The organism is Nonomuraea sp. NPDC005650, assembly GCF_040605375.1.
GTDB lineage: Bacteria > Actinomycetota > Actinomycetes > Streptosporangiales > Streptosporangiaceae > Nonomuraea.
The window spans coordinates 17,314-31,965 of the sequence record NZ_JBEXCR010000038.1 but is presented as its reverse complement, the minus strand read 5'-3'; the positions used below and the strand labels follow the sequence as shown (position 1 = coordinate 31,965).

The window sequence follows — 14,652 nt, the reverse complement described above, 5'->3', positions numbered from 1 at the left end:
CCCAGGCGGATTAGGACACCTCGGAGCCGAGCCGCCGCCCCGCGGCCCGCCCGATCGCGAATTCGCTTTGCCCCGGCTGCGGGTACACGTTCACGATCCGATCCCCGCCGCCGTCGCTACGGCGAGGTGACACCTGCACGGCCCGCGCCGAGCTGCGCCCCGCCCGGTACAAGCCGGACACGCCGCCCTCGTTCAGCGCCTGCACCGCGCGCGGCCCGCCGAGCGCCGCCACCGCGCCGGGCGTCAACACCCACTCGTCTTTCCCGGTGGCGTTCAGGACGCGGGAGCGGCCCGGCGGCAGGACGCCACCCCGGTCCCGGTTCAACTCCTGGTCCTTCTTGTCGAACCGCGCGATCACCTTGTCGATCAGCGACGCGGGGAGCTTGCCCATGAGCTGCTGCACCTGCGTCTTGGTGCCGATCGCTGACGTGATCGCGTTCTTCACCGGAGTGAGCACCTTCCTGGCTCCGGCGCCGAGTCCCTTCGAGAACATGCTCCGCACCGACGCCGACACCGTGGCGAGGATCTTCTCCAGCGGCGTCTGCTCCTTCTTCTTCCCGCCGGCGCTGCCCTTCGCCGTCGACCCGGACCCGCCGCCGGGCACGCGGCCGCCGCTGGCGAAGGCGAGCCCGCCGGACAGGAACCGGGCCGCGCCCGGGACGCCACCGACGCGGGCCGCCCGGTTGGCGCCGTCGATGAACCCGGGGCCCAGCGCCCGCGCCAGCTCCGGCCTCAGCCACGCCTCCCCGGGCGACACCGCGGCCAGCATCGTGTCCCGGCCTGGGCTGTAGCCGGGCTGCACCCCGTACGCCCCGGCGGGCACCACGCCGCCCGCGGCGAAGCGCAGCTTCGGCAGTTCGGGGAAATTGACCGCGCGGGCGATCGAGTTCCACACCTGCTCGATCTTGCCGTACGCGGTGTTGACGATCCACGCCAGCGGCGTGCGCAGCGAGTCCGGCAGAGCACCCCAGATCTTCGCGATGCCGGACTTCGCGGTGCCGAAGGCCTTCTCCATGGCGGACGTCGCCTCGGAGACCTTCTTCTTGGCGGGCGCCAGCCCGGGGTCGACCCCGGCGGCGATGTCTGACCACGTCTTCTTCGTGGTCGCTGGGGCGTCCTTGGACAACTTGAGGAAGGAGCCGCCGCCGGCCTTGATGAACGCGTCGATCTTGGCCTGGCTGGGCTGCTTTCCGGCGTCGATGTCGCGTTGGATGTCCGCCCACATCGAGCGGATGTTCTTGGGGGCGTCCGTGCGGATCCGCAGGAACTTGCCGTTCCCATCTGTGACGAACTGGCCCAGCTTCAGGCTCGCCTGCGCGAGGCCGGTGCCGAGATCGCGGTTGATGTCGGAGAGCGCGTCCCGGATGGCCTGCGGGGTGTCCTTCCTCAGCTTGAGGAAGGAGGCGCCGCCGCGCGCGATGAAGTCGTCGATCTCCTTCTGCGAGATCGGTTTCCCGGCTGCGATCTTGGCCTGGATGTCCGACCACATGGACTGGACATGCGACGGTGCGTCCTTCTTGAGCTGCAAGAATTTGCCTGACGCGCTGTTCACAAACCCGCTCAACTTGTTGGCCGCGACCCCGGTGAAGGTGTCCAAACCAAGGTTGACCTGTCGCCACCCCTCTCGCAGGTCCGCAGGCGCGTCCTTCGACAGCTTGAGGAACGCGCCACCCCCGGCCCGAATGAACGCGTCGATCTTCTCCTGGCTTGGGGAGATCCCCGCGTCAAGATCCTTCTTGATGGACGCCCACATGGCCTGCACGTTCTTCGGCGCGTCCTTCGCCAGCGACACGAACTTGCCGCCCGCCACGTCGAGGAAGCCGCCCAACCGTGACGACAGCCCGGCCGAGCCGCTCTCGGTGCCCTTGTCCAGGCCGCGCCACAGGTTCGCCCACTGCTCCGTGATGGAGGCTCCGGCGCCGCCGAACAGCTTCTGCGCCTGCTTGAGCGCGTAGGCGATCCCGTCCAGCGAGAACGCGTTCTTCACCCCGGCCCCGGTGATTCTCTCGCCGAAAAATCCGGCGATGCCGCCCTTGATCCCGCCCAGGGCGGCTCCGATCGCGCCCCCCAGCGCGGTGCCGATTACGGGCACGACGCTGCCGACGAGCGCCCCGATGCTCGCCCCGGCGGTGCCCTCCTTGAGCGCCTGGCCGAGCGCGCTCTCCAAGCCCTTGTTGTTGCCGCCCGCGATCGCATCGCCGATCGGATCGGCCAGAAGAGCGGCGATCGTGCCGATGATGCCGCCCTTGCCGACCTTCCCGAGCACGGAGCCGATCTTGCTGCCGGCCCCGGACGCCTTGAATTCCTTGCCCCAGTCGATGTTGCTCAAGAGCTCGATACTGGCGTCGCCGATGAAGTTGGCGAGACCGCTGCCGAGCCCCCTGCCGCCGGTCTTCTTGGTTCGCTTGCCGCCCTTCGTCTCCGGCGGGTTGGGCACGTTCCGTGCGCTGGTCTTGCCCTGCCTGCCGCTGCGGCCGTCGTCGTCGAGGTTGACCTTGTCCGCGTCGATGTTGACCGTGTCGACGTTGGCGGCAGGGCCGCCGTCCTTGCCGTCCTTGCCTCCGCCGAACAGCTTGGACAGGCCGGCCAGCTTGGACAGCCCCTTGGCCGCCTTCCCGAGCAGCTTCAGCCCGCTGATCAACCCGCTGATCTTCTGCGTGATCAGCCCGATCGCCGTGGCGGCGAGCGCGAAGATGGCCAGCCATTTGGCGACTTCCCCGACCACGGGGTTGTCCAGCAGGTCCGACATCCAGTTGACGACGTTGCGCAGCCACCCCAGGAAGTCGGTCAGGGTGCCGTCCACGACGATCGCCTCAACGAGCTTGCCCAGGAACCGCACCACGGCGCCGATCAAGCTGCCCGCCGTACGCATCAGCGGCACCAGCTCGTCGAAGAACTTTTTGAACCGGGCCTGGACCTCGGGCTTGTCCAGCCACTTGTTCAGGTCCTCGGCTCCTTGGGCGAGGTCTTCCAGCAGCGTCGCCCCGGACGGCAGCGCCAGCTTGGACACCTTGAAGATCGCTTCGCCGACGTTGGAGAGGACTCGCCACAGCCGATCAGCCGCCGCCCAGGCGTTCTGGAAGAACTGGTCGAGGCTGCCGTCGCTGCTGGCCCGCTTGCTCCACTTGTCGAACCGGTCCGCCAGGCCGGCGACCCGGTCGGCGAACTTGACGACGTACGGCATGGACACGTCGACGACCCGCGTGATCCCAGAGAACGCGGAGATCCCGGCCCGGCCGAACAGCGCGATGGCCTGGTTGTTGCGGCCCATGATCCGGCTGACGTAGCCGGAGAATGCTTTGCTGCCGATCAGCTCGCCGAAGTCGCGGGCCAGGTCGCCGATGACGTCGCCTGTGGATGACAGCCCTTGCTTGAGCGTGCCCAGCAGCGGCATCGCCGCCTCGACCCCGTCACGCAGCCCAGGCGCGAGCGCCTCCTGGGTCGCGACACGGATGTCCTTCAGCGCCGGCCGTACCGTGTTGTGCAGGTAGAGCACAAACTTGCGCATCTCGGGCGACAGGTTCGCGAGCGCCTGCGCGGCCGGATCGATCCCACCGCCGCCGGTCTGCCCGGCCTTGGCTGCGTCGCGCTTGGCCTTGGCCAGCTCCTTCTGCGCGTCCTTGAGCCGCTCGACTGAGAGCATCTGATCCCACAACGCCTCACGAAGATCGCGAGCCGCTCTGATCTGATCCTTCTGGGCGCGTTTGACGTCCTCCTGCGCGTCCTTGACGCCCTTCAGCGCATCCGCGACACCCTTCTGCGCTTCAGCGATGGCCTTCGCCCCGTCAACGGCCGCCTTCGCCGCGTCCTTACGGGCTTCGGCGAGGTCGTATTCGGCGTCCTTCTCCGCCTGGATGGCGTCGGAGACCCGCTCCTTGGCAGCCTCGACTTCCTTGGATCCCTCGACTCCGCGGGCGTTGGCGTCGGCGGACTCTTCGGCCAGGTCGCCGTTGCGCTCGCGGACCTCCTTCAACCTCTGCAGGGCCTGCCGGTACGCGAGATCGGCCTCGCGTTTGTCGAGGTCCTTGGCGAACGGGTCCTTCGTGACCGCTTCGAGCCGTTCCTTGGCCCGCTCGATTGCGAGCTGCGCCGACTCCTCGTCCAGTGCCCCGCCCGACACCGCGAGCGCAAGATCCTCCAGGCGTTCCTTGGCCTGCTTGCGCGCCTCGTTCAGATCGTCCTGCGCCCGCTTCGTGGCGCGCTGCGTCTCCGCCACCCGCCGCTCGGCCATCTCGACCTGCCGGGCGGCCTGAGCCTGACGCTCCGCTGCAGCCTCGGCCGCCTCAGCGACTCGCGCCCGCGCCTCCGCGACCCGGGCGACCGCCTCACGGACGCGTTCCTCCGCCGCCTGGACGGCCTTGGCCGCCTCCACCACGCCGTCCCGGGCGTCCTGCACTCGCTCATCGGCCAGCATCCGGGCGTGCGCCGCGTCGCGGATGGCCCGCTCAGCCTGCTTGATCCGCTCGGCCGCCGCCTCGCGAGCGGCGGCCGCCGACGCCGCCGAACCGGCCGACGCCTTGTCCGCCTGCGACAGCGCACCCAGCGCCGTCCCCACCCCGGACATGCCCACGAACAGGGCCGCCAGCCCCTGCACCGCGGCGCCGGCGATGCCGGGCAGCAGCGCCAGCACACCGACCGCCTGCGACGCGGACGCGGCCATGCCGAGCAGCCCCGACCCGGCGACGCCGGCCGCCACCGCCAACGCGCCGTACTTCAACGTCAGCAGGCCCACCGTGGTGGCGAGCTGCCGAAGCTTCGCCTCGACCGGCTGCAGGAACTTGTCGTCGACCTTGACGGCGAGGTTGATCAGCCAGCCACGCCCCCCGCCGCCGCCGCCGCTTTTGCCGCCGCCCGCGACAAACTGGCCCAGCGCGTTCCTGGCGGGCAGCGTGTTCGCTTTCACGTCCACGGTGGCCGGCGACGCCTTGGCCGCCCTGGCGACCTCCTGCCGCATCTGCGCGGCGTCAACCTCCGGCGTGACCTTGACCGTGGTCGACTGTCCGGACACGCTCGCGAGAGCTTCCTTCAGCTCCCGCGACAGCGTCGACCGGTCAACCCTGACCTTGATCGTGGCCGCCCGCTCCGCGGCCTGCGCGGCCGCGCGCGTCTCGGTCGCCAACCGGCGGGCGTCCACCTCAGCCTGGATGCGCGCCTTGATGGCGGCGACTCGCCGCTCAACCTCCCGCTTCAGCTTCCGCTCGAACGTCGCTGGTACATCGGCGACGACCTCGAGTTCGATCTGCCCGCCGTCAACCGCCTCTTCGGCCATACGCCTGCACCCCCGGCGGGGGAGGGTTCCGGAAATGGCCGCTTACGTCCCCGCAGCACGAGAAAGGGGCCGGGCGAGGATCACCCCGCCCGGCCCCTTCTCCGCGGGTCAGCCGATCGTCTTGGACGACGCCATCAGCACGTTGAACGCTCGATCGATCGCCGCCTGCGGCCCGCCCTTCGACTTCGTCACCCACGCCGGCCGCTTGACCTTGATCGGCTTCGGGAGACGCCACTTCTCCGTCGCGACCACGCTCGTGGTTTCGATCTGCTGCGCGAGCAGCTCATCCGTGGCCGTCCACGGGTTGGCCCGCTCCTCCGCCGTCGTGTTTACGAGAGCGGAGGGTGGGAGCCGCTCACAGTAGGCAAGGAATCGGCGTAGCCCGATGAAGCCGGGTTCGCCAGGATCGGCCCAGACGCCGTAGATGTCGAGCCCTCCGAGATGGTCTCGGAAGTCGGAATCGAGGTCATCCCACCGGGCGAGCCATCGGCGGGCGAGCTCGATTCCCCCAGGACATCACCGGCGTCCCCCCACCCGTACTTGCTGAACAGGAACGTCACGAACGCGGCCACGTCCTCCCGGGACGGCCGCTGCGCGATGAACGCGTCATACCCGCCCGGGCCGATCAGCCGGCGCAGCATCTCCTTGGCCGCCGTCAGCAGCTCGGCCGGAAGCTGCGGATTCATGACGATCATGTCCACAGCCATGGACGCCACCGCGGCCCCCGACTCCTGGCCGTCCTGCCCCTGGATGGCGTCGAGAATGGTCCGCGCCAGCATGGCCATGTTCACGTTCACGCCGCTGATCAGCGGTTCCAGCACATCCAGCGGAAACTCCGCAGGCAGGACCGCGATCTCTCTCCCGCCGAACACGAGCGGTTCCGGGCCGCCCTTCGTCGCCTCTCTGGCCCTGCGCGCTGCGTCGAGATCCATGCCTACCCCCGTGATCCGCGTGTGGTCGCGGCGGAACGTAGCCGAGCGCAGCGCTTACGTCCCCGCCCCCGGGCCGGGCATGGGAAAGGGCTCCCGGCGAGATGCCGAGAGCCCTCCCGAAGCCCCGTCTCAGGTCAGGGGGTCGACTCGAACGCGGCCCAGGTCCCCGAGATGAGGTCGTAGTAGGGTGCGCCGACGTCGCCGCCGAGCACGGACAGCCGCAGGGGCAGCGTGGACGGTGCGGCCCGGTCGAACCCCTGCTCCACACCCTCCGCCTGCTCGCAGCGCGGGATGATCCGCCGGAGCCGCTTGGTGCCGTCGCCGAGCTCCACGCACGCCGACACCTCCGTGCGAGAGCCGATGGCTGGCGGCGTGAACTTGAAGTACGCGGGCGGAGCCGGGTCGCCGGTCGGCGTGATCTTCTCGATCACGCCACCGCCGTACACGGCCTGGAACGACTTCAGGGTCCACTCCATCAGGTCGACTTCGAGCGTGGCCGCGTCTTCGGTCTGCCAGCGCCTCACCGGGTAGTTCGACTGCGCGGCGCGCGCCTCCTCGAACTGCGGGTCGGTGCTCCAGTTGAGCGAGTCCGGGGTGAAAAGGCCGATGTCGTACCAGCCGCTCGGCATGACGCCGGTGGGGCCGGTAGGCGCGGCCGTACCGACCGGCGCCAGCCAGACCCGCTGTACCTGTGGGACAAAAACGTTCTCGGCACCCACGTGGGCCCCCTCCAACGTCCGCCAGCGCCTCCCTCAGCGAGGGGGCGCGGTGATGGGTTGGGGACCCGAACGCGCAGAGTAGGGAGATCGCAGGCTTACGTCCTGCCGGGCTGGCCTGGCGAGACGTAAGCGCCCAGATGGGTTACACACCGCCCCTGTGACGACTCACCCCAACTCGCGGGGGCGGCCGTGACCGGGCAGTGGCCGGCGCTCCTGGTGACGGGCGCCGCGCTGACCCTGGTCGTGCTTCTGGCGCTGCTGTGCGATGCCCGCCGACACGCCCGACACGAGCACGGCGAGAACCTCCGCCTGCGCGCTCGCCTGGCCACGTTCACGCGCATCCTCGCGCCGCTCCCGGAGGCCGTACGCGCCGACCGCGCCGCCGTCATTCCGCCTCACGACCTGGTGGTGCTCGCCCTCCTGATTGAGCAGGAAGGCCCGGACGGCGACGAAATCGCCGGGCTGGAACGCCTTTTGCACCAGCCGCCGGACACGCTGGACATCAGAGATAAATAGACTGTAATATTTGGCTATCGAGTTAGGGGATTGCGGCCCCTCGCTCGGTGAGACCAGGAGGAATTCACGTGGACTTGCGGTACAAGAACCGGCTCGCCAACGAGCTGGCAGAGATCGGCTTCCCCGAGGGAAAGCGCGACATCGAGCAGACCGGCAGCATCAGCGACTTACTCGTCCGCACCACCCGCCACAACGGCGTGCAGGTACAGGTCAACGAGGACAGCGGCGCGGTCACCGTCTCCGCCCACGGCGCGGACGACCCCCTCTTCCTGTTCGGCCACCTGTGGGAGACGACGTTCACCCCGGGCGCGCCCGCCGACGTGATCATCGCCACCATCCGGCAATCCATGCTCGACGCCAACCTGCACCGCGCCGACGAGCGCATCGCCGCATCCCGCTTCTTCGCCTAACTCCCTGATCTGCCTCCCGCCCCTGCGAACCCCCGGGGGCGGGACGGCCCCACTCCCTTCGGAGCACGCCCATGAGCACCGACAAGCCCGTACGCCACCGCGCGCCCGTCCTCCCCCTCCACAAGGACGGCAGCGAGTGCAAGCACCGACAGAAGCCCGTCGACCCCGAATGCCCCGGCCGCACCGGCTACAGCACCACCTGCAGCGCCGGCGACTTCACCCTCACCAACGGCATCCGCGCCTACGTCGAGGAACAGGCCCGCCACCACGTCCACACAAACGACCCGAAAAAGGTGACCCGATGACCGTGACACTCGACCGCCCGACCGTGAAGGGCATGACCCCCGACCACGCCCGCGCGCTCGTCCTGCTCGTCGACGGCAAGACCGCCCAGGAAGCCGCGCGCGAGACCGGTGTCCCGCTCGGCCGCCTCGCCCAGCTCGTCCGCCTCCAACGCGGGCACATCCACCCCACCACCGGGAAGGTCCGCAACACGGACGACCCGAACGAGCCGCTGACGCTCGACCCCCAGGTGCGCGCTCTGGCCGACCGGTTCACCCCGCCCGAGCCCGAGCAGGCCCCGGCATGCGACAGCCCGGAGGGGATCGCCGAACTGCTCCGCGAGGCCGCCACCTACGAGTCGACCGACAGCAAGATCCAGCGCGCGCTGGAGAGGGTGCATGGTGCCGCCGACCGGCTGCGCGACCTGGTTTACACGGCCGCCGAGCGCGCCGAGACCGCCCGCCAGGAGGCCGAAGCCGCCGCGCAGAAGACCGCCGACCGGGAAGCGGCCAACGCGCGCGTCGCGAACCTGAAGAGGCAGCTCGCCGAAGCCCTCAATGAGGCCAACCAGCTCAAGGAGACCACGCGCCGGGCACGCGGCAGCGACTCGGAGCCCTCCGAGTCCTCCAAGATCCGCGCCTGGGCAAAGGCGAACGGCTACCAGGTCAGCGAGCGCGGCCGCATCCCCGCCAAGGTCATCGCCGCCTACAACGCCGCATGAACACCACCGACAACAGGTCCGCGCCAGCCTGCGCGGGCGCCGACCCGGAACTGTTCTTCCCCATCACGGACAACGAGGACGGGCCCGCCTTCCTCCAGATCCAGGAGGCCAAGGCCATCTGCGCCGGCTGCCCCATCCGCGAATCCTGCCTCGAAGACGGCATGGACGAGCCGTACGGCGTTTTCGGCGGGACCACCCCCAAGGAGCGGCGCCGGCTGCGCTTCAAGCGGGGCCAGGCCAGCGCTGGCCAGTTCCTGCCCTGGGCGTACGCCTGACGCCGCCCCTGCAGGCCCGGCCGCGCACCCGCGCGGCTGGGCCACCACCCCTCAACGTCTCGCCGCGGCGCAGCCCGGCCACCTCACCACAGAAGGAACCCCCCGATGCCGCGTATCTGCTACGTCGAAAAGTCGTTCAACGACGAGCACCTGAGCAAGCACGGCCGCTCCTCGTGGGAGCTGGACGCGCTCGACCCGGCCACGCTGGACGCGCTCATCCAGGCGCAGATCGACCAGTGGCGCGACGACAGCCTGTGGGCCGCCGACACCACAGTGATGGAACAGCAGCGGAGCTTGCTCACGGCCGTGTCGGAGCAGTGGGACGACGTCGCCGCGTTCGTGGGCGAATCGGAGTAGATGGCCCCTCTTGCGGATTACTAAATAGACTGTAATATGGATCTTGCGCGAGGGATTGCGGCCCTTGTGCAAGATCCAGGAGGACCAGTGACCACGCTCGCCACCCCCACCACCGTCGTGATCATCCCGTGCGGAGGACGCAAGGCCGACACCGACACCCCCGTCCCCGCGGGCGAGCTGTACACCGGCAGCTACCACCGCGCCGCACGCCGCGCCGCCGACACCCTCGCCGGGACCACCGGCCGCGTCCTGATCCTCAGCGCCCTGCACGGGCTCGTCACCCTCGACACGATGCTCGCGCCGTACGAGCTGCGAGCCGGACAGCCCGGCACCGTCACCGCCGACACCCTCCGCGCCCAGGCCGCCGCCCTCTGCATCACCAACGCCGCCGTCACCGTCCTCGGCGGCCGCGCCTACGTCGAACTCGCCCGCCAGGTCTGGCCCACCCTCACTGCGCCCCTGGCCGGGACGCGCGGCATCGGCGAGCAGCTTGCCCGCCTCGCCGCCATCTACAAGCCCGCCCCCGCCCCGGCCCCGGTGTTCGACGCTGAGGCCGCCCGCCAGCGCATCGAGGCCCGCCACGCCGAGCAGGCCGCCCGCGAAGCACGCCGCCGCGCCGCCTACGTCACCGCCGACACCATCCGCGTGGACCGCCACGGCCGCGCCACCGTCGCCTTCACCTTCCCCTCCGGCACCGGCAAGGCCAAAGTTGAGGCCCGCATCCGCGCCGCCCGCCGCTTCGCCGCCGCCAACGGCGTGACGACCACCCAGCCCGACGCCCTCACCCTCGCCGCGCACGGCACCCCCGAGCGAGTCGCCCGCTTCGCCTCCGCGCTGCCCCGCCTGATCGAGCTGGTCGAGAACTACACCATGATCACCGTCAAGCACTACGGCCGCTGGGAGAACCACTCCACCAACCAGCACCACATGGACGGCCTGGACGCCACCGAGCGCCGCGCCCGCCTCCGCCGCTTCCGCGCCGAAGCGTTCGACGCCATCGTGGACACCCTGCTCCGCCCGGCCAACGAGCCCGCCCCTCGCATCGACGAGAACGTCACGATCTGGGAGCAGGCCGCCGCCGTCGCCGCCAACTACGCCGAGTACGGATGGTTCGACGTCACCGCCAAGGCCGACCGCGACGAGGCCGCCGCCCTGCTGGCCGCCGCGATCGTCGAGACCAGCCCGGCCCTCGCGACCGTCACCCCGATTGGCCCGCGCGTCCTGGCTCGCCCGGCCCGTCGCCCGGCGGCGCGAGGCGTGGCCGCCGCCCGGCCCGCGTTCGATCAGCTCACCCTATTCGCCGCATAGGCCGCTGACCTCGCCTTTTCCGCTCTCCGGCCCGCCACCCGGGTGGGAGAGCTGGCCGACGTATGCCCGACCCGCCCGGAACGACGTGCGACCATATGTCGCGTGGACCTCGCACGCGCACCGATCAACCCGCCCCCCGGCGTCACCGACGTCACCACCTGGTCGCGCGCATGCGCTGTCGGCGAGCACCGCGCCTGCAAAGGCGTGCGAATCAACCCCGACCAGGAAGCGCCGGCGGACAAGACCGCCCTGCCGTGTGAGTGCACCGTCTGCCAGCACCAGCCGAAGCGGCGCGGCCGCCCCCCAAAGGCCAAGAGCTGACCTGGCGATGATGGCCGCGACCAGCGCGGAGACGTAAGCCCCGCATCCTGCTACACCCCGGGTCATGGACACACCGATCTATGACCAGCTCGCCGCCGAGCTCGCCAACCGCACGGTCGCCACCGCGGCGGCGACCACCACCCCGACCCCGCCCGCGCTGCCGAAGCGCACGCCTGCCCGCGCGGCCCGGCCCGAGACACGCGACTGGTTCACCCCGGCCGCCCAGGGCGCCGCCGCATGACCGCGCCCGCCCCGGCCGTCCGCGCGGCCGCCCGCGCGGCCACGCGCGCCCTCATCGAACCGGCCCGCCAGGTCCTCGAAGGGATCGGCATCCCGGCCAGCCCGGACACGGCACGCCGCTACCTCAACACGCTCATGGAGCTCACCGCAGGCGCCCGCACCGACCCTGACCGGCACCTCGCCAACCCTGCCCCCATCACGGACGAGCTCGCCGCCGGGCTCGTCACGGTGGCCGGCATCTCGATCGCCGGCCTGTGCGACCAGCACGCCATGCCGTACGCCGGTACGGCGCTGGTCGCCTACGTGCCCGCCGCCGCTCGCGTCCCCACTGCCAAGCTGGCCAGGCTCGCTCAGGAGTACGCCGCCCGCCCGACCAGCCAAGACGAGATCACCCGCGAGATCGTCGGCGCCATCATGCGGCATCTACGACCCGTCGGGGCGGCCGCCATCCTGACCGCCACCCACACGTGCATGACTCTGCGCGGCGCCTGCGCCACCGGCGCGACCGTCACCACCAGCCACGTCCGCGGCGATCTGGCCACCGACCCGACCCTGCACGCCGAACTCATCGCGACCTGGAGCCGCTCATGAGCAACCCCAACGACGACGCCACCATCCACCGGGAGCACGAGCCCAGCCCGGTGGGGGAGCTGCTCGACAAGCTCGGCGTGACGGCATGCATCCACGACGGCGACTTCGTCAGCGACGCGGTCGTCGTCTTCAAGGTGCTCGACTCGAACGGCGTGATCAAGCTCGGGATGGCCACCAGCAAGGACATCCAGTCCTACGACGTGGAAGCGATGCTCCGCATGATGAGCGACCATGTCCGATTCGGGAGCAAGCGCTGATGACCGCAGACGAGCCGCGTCGGCCCGGCCGTCCCACCAAGCTCACCCCCGAGCTCGCTGAGCAGCTGTGCGCGCACGTCCGCGCCGGCAACTATCTGACCACCGCCTGCGATCTGGTCGGCGTGCACGAGGCGACCGTCTACCGGTGGCTGGAGCGCGGCGAGGAGGTCGACCAGCGCGACGAAGGCGCCGACGTCACCGGCGAGGAGGAGGCGTCGGCCGACTTCTACCGCGCCTTCAAACGGGCCCGCGCTGAAGCCGAGAGGATGTTTGTCGAGGTCCTGGTGGAAGACGCCAAGGGTGGCGTGGTCGTCAAGGAGACTACGCGTACCGCAGACGGCAGCGTGGAGGAAACCACCCGCACCCCACCCAACTACAAGGCCGCCCTGGAGTGGCTGGCCCGCACCAAGAACGACCGATGGGGTTCCCGTAAGGCGCTGGAGGTGTCCGGCCCGGACGGCGGCCCGGTCACGCTCAACCACCAGTCCGACATCGTGGAACACCTCAGCCAGCGGATCGCCGCCGTCAAGGCCAAACGCGAAGCCGAGCAGGCTCGACCCGTCAAGGGCGGCGAGCGTGGTTAGCGACCACCAGACTACGGAGCGGAACCTGACCGGCCGCGCCACCGCCACCTACCCGTGGCTCGTTGACGGCCTTGGCCGGGAGCTGCCGCGCCCGTTCGACTGGCCGGCCCTGCCCGTTCTGCGCGACCTGCTGCGCAGCGAGGTCGCCGCCGAGCTGCGCGAGCTGGCCACCCCGTGCCCCGACCACGGCACCACGATCGACGTGCGATGCCCGGCCTGCGTGCAGTTCGGCATCACCCTTCGGTGCGCGTCCATCGCCGCCGGCGACACCAGCAGCATGCCGCCCATGCCGCCGGCCAGCGTGCTGGAGGCGTACGATCGCGAGGTCGGCGACGTCGACCAGCCGCGGCCGTCGTTGCTCCGCCGAGCGCTCAACCGCGTCAGGAGCGCCCCGACCGCCTGACCCCGGACACGCGAACGGGCCGCCCCCGACCCGCACACCAGGAGGAGGGTGTACGGCCGGGGACGGCCCAGAGTGCTGGATTGCGGCCAGTGGTCTCAGCGGCGGGCAGGGTCCTCGTAGGCGCCGGCCAGGAGGGTCACCGTGCCAGGGGGCAGACCCGGCTGCCACATGTAGATCTCCCCCCGGCTGCAGCGAAGCGCCCAGCCCATCCCCTTCGGCAGCTCCTCGACCGGGACGAGGACCTCATAGACCCAGGCCACGCCGAGCGTGCCGACGCCGCGCCAGTCGATCCACCGGTCGACCACGAGGTTCCCCGGCCGCGCCTCGATCGCCTTGACGGTCTCTGCGGTGACCGTGCGCCCGTGGCAGATGACGGTCACGCTCCACCTCCGGCGGCTTGGGCGAGCTGCTCCAGCTCGGCAGCCTCGGCGAGGATCAGAGTCTCCATCTCGCCGTCGTACAGGTACGGCAGGTGGGAGACGGAACGACCCTGGGCGCGGCGCTCCAGGCTCCGCAGGAGCACGCTCGCCGCCCAGTTCTCCCCACGCTCCCGCAGAAGCCGCTTGAGCTCGGCCACCACGTCCGGGTCCACGAACCGGCACTTCGCTGCCTGCGCTCGCCCTTCGGCGTGCAGCTCGGCGAGCCGCTCCGGTGACAGAGTCGTCTGCATCACTCCGCCTCACCGGCCAGGCGGCGCAGCGCACCCTTCACCATGTCCCGGCGGCGCTCCCCGAACCCGGGCACCTGCTCCAGCTCGACCTCGGAGAGGTTCTTCAGCGCGCCGAAGGTCTTGATCTCTGCGTTCTCCAGCGGCTTGGTGGCGTGCCACGTCACCCCGGCCGCCTTCAGTTGGGGGATCAGCTCGGCGGAGTCCGCGAGCCCCGCCCGCTCCATGAGGAGGGCGGCGAGGGACTGGATGGTGTCCTGCGTCGTGTCTTGCGTGGTCAATGCTGGTCCTTCCGTGAGAGGGGATTGGTTCTCGCCGCGCACCGCGGCGAGGAAGTCCACAACGTGCTGGTGGTAGGCGTAGTCCTCGGCGCGGATCTCCTGCCCGAGCGCGATCGTGTCGGCCACCTCGGCGAGCTCCCGCAGCCGGTCGGCCACCGCGCGGGCGTGGACCGCGTTCGCCCGCAGGAATCCCGCGACGTCGCCGTTACCGCCCGCCATGGACGTCCACGGCCGATCCTCCGGGCGCAGGCGACGCCACAACCGGGTGACCATGTTCGCGAGGCTGTCGCGGTCGTCCCGGGCGGTGAGCGCGTCCGCCAGCTCGCCCGCCTGCTCCACCAGCGCCTGGTCGAGAGCGTCGCTGTGGATGCTGTTGCGGTCACGCCGGTAGCCGTCCAGCTCCAGGCGGCGGCGCTCGCCGGCGGCGATGGCGGTGGGGGACAGGTGGGTCATCAGCTTGCGCCAGACCGCGATCGGGACGATGCGCTTTCTGCTGAAGTTCATGATCTGCCTCCGGGG

20 protein-coding genes are annotated in these 14,652 nt (G+C 70.6%); 13 read left to right on the top strand and 7 right to left on the bottom strand.

The genetic code is table 11. From position 1 onward, the window contains the following. Positions 1 to 10: 10 nt before the first annotated feature. From ABZS69_RS47760 to ABZS69_RS47745, 4 genes are all read right to left on the bottom strand, one after another. Positions 11 to 5,269 carry a hypothetical protein gene (locus ABZS69_RS47760; RefSeq protein WP_355385565.1) on the bottom strand — a complete coding sequence of 1,753 codons (5,259 nt, stop codon included), beginning with the start codon at positions 5,267 to 5,269 and terminating at the stop codon, positions 11 to 13. 108 nt (positions 5,270 to 5,377) lie between these two features. Next, positions 5,378 to 5,521 carry a hypothetical protein gene (locus ABZS69_RS47755; RefSeq protein WP_355385562.1) on the bottom strand — a complete coding sequence of 48 codons (144 nt, stop codon included), beginning with the start codon at positions 5,519 to 5,521 and terminating at the stop codon, positions 5,378 to 5,380. Positions 5,522 to 5,598: 77 nt separating this feature from the next. After that, entirely contained in the window at positions 5,599 to 6,201 is a 603-nt protein-coding gene (locus ABZS69_RS47750; RefSeq protein ID WP_355385559.1) for a hypothetical protein, read from the bottom strand. 134 nt (positions 6,202 to 6,335) lie between these two features. Next, the gene (locus ABZS69_RS47745; protein WP_355385556.1) at positions 6,336 to 6,920 is read right to left on the bottom strand and encodes a hypothetical protein; all 585 of its coding nucleotides are present in this window, start codon (positions 6,918 to 6,920) and stop codon (positions 6,336 to 6,338) included. Between the two features lie 189 nt (positions 6,921 to 7,109). Here ABZS69_RS47745 and ABZS69_RS47740 point away from each other — a divergent pair, with 189 nt between their 5' ends. The 13 genes from ABZS69_RS47740 to ABZS69_RS47680 all read left to right on the top strand — a co-directional run bounded on the left by ABZS69_RS47740 (position 7,110) and on the right by ABZS69_RS47680 (position 13,185). Further along, a complete protein-coding gene (locus tag ABZS69_RS47740; RefSeq protein WP_355385553.1) occupies positions 7,110 to 7,436 on the top strand; it encodes a hypothetical protein in 327 nt (108 codons plus the stop codon). Positions 7,437 to 7,504: 68 nt separating this feature from the next. Continuing rightward, on the top strand, positions 7,505 to 7,846 hold the full coding sequence (locus tag ABZS69_RS47735; protein ID WP_355385550.1) for a hypothetical protein: 342 nt from the start codon (positions 7,505 to 7,507) through the stop codon (positions 7,844 to 7,846). Between the two features lie 71 nt (positions 7,847 to 7,917). Beyond that, positions 7,918 to 8,151, top strand: a complete 234-nt coding sequence (locus tag ABZS69_RS47730; protein ID WP_355385547.1) for a hypothetical protein — start codon at positions 7,918 to 7,920, stop codon at positions 8,149 to 8,151. Further along, positions 8,148 to 8,849, top strand: coding sequence for a histone-like nucleoid-structuring protein Lsr2 (locus ABZS69_RS47725; protein WP_355385544.1), 702 nt, complete (start codon positions 8,148 to 8,150; stop codon positions 8,847 to 8,849). The genes ABZS69_RS47730 and ABZS69_RS47725 overlap by 4 nt, the downstream gene beginning before the upstream one ends. Then, complete coding sequence (locus ABZS69_RS47720) at positions 8,846 to 9,124, top strand: WhiB family transcriptional regulator (RefSeq protein WP_355385541.1); 279 nt, start codon at positions 8,846 to 8,848, stop codon at positions 9,122 to 9,124. The genes ABZS69_RS47725 and ABZS69_RS47720 overlap by 4 nt, the downstream gene beginning before the upstream one ends. Before the next feature lie 105 nt (positions 9,125 to 9,229). Next, positions 9,230 to 9,481, top strand: a complete 252-nt coding sequence (locus ABZS69_RS47715) for a hypothetical protein (protein ID WP_355385539.1) — start codon at positions 9,230 to 9,232, stop codon at positions 9,479 to 9,481. An 87-nt stretch (positions 9,482 to 9,568) separates the two neighbouring features. Continuing rightward, positions 9,569 to 10,789, top strand: coding sequence for a DUF6884 domain-containing protein (locus ABZS69_RS47710; protein WP_355385536.1), 1,221 nt, complete (start codon positions 9,569 to 9,571; stop codon positions 10,787 to 10,789). Positions 10,790 to 10,891: 102 nt separating this feature from the next. Further along, a complete protein-coding gene (locus ABZS69_RS47705; protein ID WP_355385533.1) occupies positions 10,892 to 11,110 on the top strand; it encodes a hypothetical protein in 219 nt (72 codons plus the stop codon). A gap of 64 nt (positions 11,111 to 11,174) precedes the next feature. Next, the gene (locus tag ABZS69_RS47700; RefSeq protein ID WP_355385530.1) at positions 11,175 to 11,351 is read left to right on the top strand and encodes a hypothetical protein; all 177 of its coding nucleotides are present in this window, start codon (positions 11,175 to 11,177) and stop codon (positions 11,349 to 11,351) included. Then, complete coding sequence (locus ABZS69_RS47695) at positions 11,348 to 11,941, top strand: GTP cyclohydrolase I (protein WP_355385527.1); 594 nt, start codon at positions 11,348 to 11,350, stop codon at positions 11,939 to 11,941. The genes ABZS69_RS47700 and ABZS69_RS47695 overlap by 4 nt, the downstream gene beginning before the upstream one ends. Continuing rightward, a complete protein-coding gene (locus ABZS69_RS47690) occupies positions 11,938 to 12,198 on the top strand; it encodes a hypothetical protein (RefSeq protein ID WP_355385524.1) in 261 nt (86 codons plus the stop codon). Before ABZS69_RS47695 ends, ABZS69_RS47690 begins: the two co-directional genes overlap by 4 nt. Beyond that, positions 12,198 to 12,782 carry a hypothetical protein gene (locus tag ABZS69_RS47685; RefSeq protein WP_355385521.1) on the top strand — a complete coding sequence of 195 codons (585 nt, stop codon included), beginning with the start codon at positions 12,198 to 12,200 and terminating at the stop codon, positions 12,780 to 12,782. Before ABZS69_RS47690 ends, ABZS69_RS47685 begins: the two co-directional genes overlap by 1 nt. Continuing rightward, positions 12,775 to 13,185: a hypothetical protein gene (locus tag ABZS69_RS47680; protein ID WP_355385518.1), complete on the top strand. Its 411-nt coding sequence runs from the start codon at positions 12,775 to 12,777 to the stop codon at positions 13,183 to 13,185. The genes ABZS69_RS47685 and ABZS69_RS47680 overlap by 8 nt, the downstream gene beginning before the upstream one ends. A gap of 95 nt (positions 13,186 to 13,280) precedes the next feature. Here the strand turns inward: ABZS69_RS47680 and ABZS69_RS47675 are convergent, their stop codons facing one another. From ABZS69_RS47675 to ABZS69_RS47665, 3 genes are read right to left on the bottom strand one after another with little or no spacing between them, the layout of a single operon-like run. Beyond that, positions 13,281 to 13,565: a hypothetical protein gene (locus tag ABZS69_RS47675; protein WP_355385515.1), complete on the bottom strand. Its 285-nt coding sequence runs from the start codon at positions 13,563 to 13,565 to the stop codon at positions 13,281 to 13,283. Further along, a complete protein-coding gene (locus tag ABZS69_RS47670; protein ID WP_355385512.1) occupies positions 13,562 to 13,855 on the bottom strand; it encodes a hypothetical protein in 294 nt (97 codons plus the stop codon). Before ABZS69_RS47670 ends, ABZS69_RS47675 begins: the two co-directional genes overlap by 4 nt. After that, positions 13,855 to 14,637, bottom strand: a complete 783-nt coding sequence (locus ABZS69_RS47665; RefSeq protein WP_355385509.1) for a hypothetical protein — start codon at positions 14,635 to 14,637, stop codon at positions 13,855 to 13,857. Before ABZS69_RS47665 ends, ABZS69_RS47670 begins: the two co-directional genes overlap by 1 nt. Positions 14,638 to 14,652: the final 15 nt, after the last annotated feature.

Excerpts from the sequence above, each read along its gene's own strand:
- ABZS69_RS47700 (WP_355385530.1), top strand. The coding sequence starts at position 11,175 with ATGGACACACCGATCTATGACCAGCTCGCCGCCGAGCTCGCCAACCGC.
- ABZS69_RS47750 (WP_355385559.1), bottom strand. The coding sequence starts at position 6,201 with ATGGATCTCGACGCAGCGCGCAGGGCCAGAGAGGCGACGAAGGGCGGC.
- ABZS69_RS47715 (WP_355385539.1), top strand. The coding sequence starts at position 9,230 with ATGCCGCGTATCTGCTACGTCGAAAAGTCGTTCAACGACGAGCACCTG.
- ABZS69_RS47665 (WP_355385509.1), bottom strand. The coding sequence starts at position 14,637 with ATGAACTTCAGCAGAAAGCGCATCGTCCCGATCGCGGTCTGGCGCAAG.
- ABZS69_RS47670 (WP_355385512.1), bottom strand. The coding sequence starts at position 13,855 with ATGCAGACGACTCTGTCACCGGAGCGGCTCGCCGAGCTGCACGCCGAA.
- ABZS69_RS47730 (WP_355385547.1), top strand. The coding sequence starts at position 7,918 with ATGAGCACCGACAAGCCCGTACGCCACCGCGCGCCCGTCCTCCCCCTC.
- ABZS69_RS47690 (WP_355385524.1), top strand. The coding sequence starts at position 11,938 with ATGAGCAACCCCAACGACGACGCCACCATCCACCGGGAGCACGAGCCC.
- ABZS69_RS47720 (WP_355385541.1), top strand. The coding sequence starts at position 8,846 with ATGAACACCACCGACAACAGGTCCGCGCCAGCCTGCGCGGGCGCCGAC.
- ABZS69_RS47695 (WP_355385527.1), top strand. The coding sequence starts at position 11,348 with ATGACCGCGCCCGCCCCGGCCGTCCGCGCGGCCGCCCGCGCGGCCACG.
- ABZS69_RS47685 (WP_355385521.1), top strand. The coding sequence starts at position 12,198 with ATGACCGCAGACGAGCCGCGTCGGCCCGGCCGTCCCACCAAGCTCACC.
- ABZS69_RS47725 (WP_355385544.1), top strand. The coding sequence starts at position 8,148 with ATGACCGTGACACTCGACCGCCCGACCGTGAAGGGCATGACCCCCGAC.
- ABZS69_RS47760 (WP_355385565.1), bottom strand. The coding sequence starts at position 5,269 with ATGGCCGAAGAGGCGGTTGACGGCGGGCAGATCGAACTCGAGGTCGTC.